The organism is Fictibacillus sp. FJAT-27399 (assembly GCF_001510655.1).
Taxonomy (GTDB): Bacteria; Bacillota; Bacilli; order Bacillales; family Fictibacillaceae; genus Fictibacillus_C; species Fictibacillus_C marinisediminis.
In genome coordinates this window covers 1-1,371 of sequence record NZ_LMVC01000012.1, presented here as the reverse complement: position 1 = coordinate 1,371, position 1,371 = coordinate 1, and the positions used below count along the sequence as shown (strand labels likewise).

Here is a 1,371-nt window from a genome sequence, read left to right as displayed (position 1 = left end):
GACAAATAAAAAAAGACAAAGTACTCTCGGGTTTGTCCAGAACCATGAGAGGAGACTTTGTCTTTTGAATAATTCTACTATAAACCAATTAGATTTAGGAATGCAAATTGAGGAAATGGTAAAGAAATTTGTTCAGGAAAAGCTTGAAATGATCATGAGAGAAGAGATCCAGAACTTTCTTCAAAATGAACAAGAAGAAGGCCAGAATTCCCGAAACGGTTATTACCAGCGCATCCTTGATACGAGGTACGGAAGAATGGATGACTTGACGGTTCCACGCGATCGAAATGGCGACTTTCAAACGGCCCTCTTTGATCCCTATCAACGTCGAGATGGTTGGCTGGAAGAAGCCATTCTAACCCTCTACCAAAGCGGGGTGAGTACACGTCAAGTCGGAAAGTTTGTAGAAAAGATGTTAGAAGGGAACGCCTACTCTGCAGCTACTGTTTCAAACATTACTGAAAAAGTTCGGGAAGACATCGTGGCTTGGCAAAATCGTCCCTTAAAAGGTGATTATTTGGCTTTATATCTGGACGGGCTTTATTTCAGTGTGCGCCGGGATACGGTTGAGAAAGAAGCGATCTACATTGTGCTGGGGATTACTTTAGAAGGGAAGCGTGAGATTTTAGGGTTCTTTGTGGGCGGACGTGAGTCGGCCAATGGATGGAGAAGCATACTCGAAGAGCTCTATCAACGTGGTGTTCAACGAGTTCTATTAGGGATCTTTGATGGACTATCTGGATTGGAAGAAGCGTTTAAAACCGTTTATCCTAAGGGCGATGTACAACGTTGTGTCGTACATAAAGTCCGCAGGACCCTCTCCTTTGTTCGAAAAAAGGATCAAAAAGAAGTCGCTGCTGACTTAAAAACAGTGTATAGAGCGCACGGTTTAAACGAGGCTGAACAGGCCTTTAAAATCGTCAAGGAGAAATGGGGTAAAAAATACAAGCGCGAGATTCAGGCGTGGGAAAATGAACTGCCTCTTCTACTGACATTCTTAAAGTATCCAAAGGAAATAAGACCTTTCCTGTATACCACAAACATGATTGAGCGCACGATTAAAGAGATAAGAAAAAGATTAAAAACCATGAATAGCCTTCCCTCCATCGAAGCTGTAGAGAAGATTGTATTCCTGGTCTCTAAGAACTATAACGAAGCTTGGACTTCTAAGACGACCTCCGGTTTCCATCTGGCAAGTGAAGAGATATACACTATGTTTTATAACCGTTATGATCCCATTTCATGAGCTCTGTTAAAAGAAAAGAGTGGTTGGAGGGCTAGCCCTCCAACCACTCTCCCCCAAAATTAAATAAAACGGACAAACGAGAGCCTCTACTTATAATTGGCATACACAGACTATTTGACACAACC

1 protein-coding gene is annotated in these 1,371 nt (G+C 42.3%); it reads left to right on the top strand.

Translation table 11 applies throughout. The annotated features are described in order from the left end of the window. Nucleotides 1-100: 100 nt before the first annotated feature. On the top strand, nucleotides 101-1,246 hold the full coding sequence (locus AR335_RS22725; protein ID WP_234293388.1) for an IS256 family transposase: 1,146 nt from the start codon (nucleotides 101-103) through the stop codon (nucleotides 1,244-1,246). Nucleotides 1,247-1,371 lie beyond the last annotated feature (125 nt).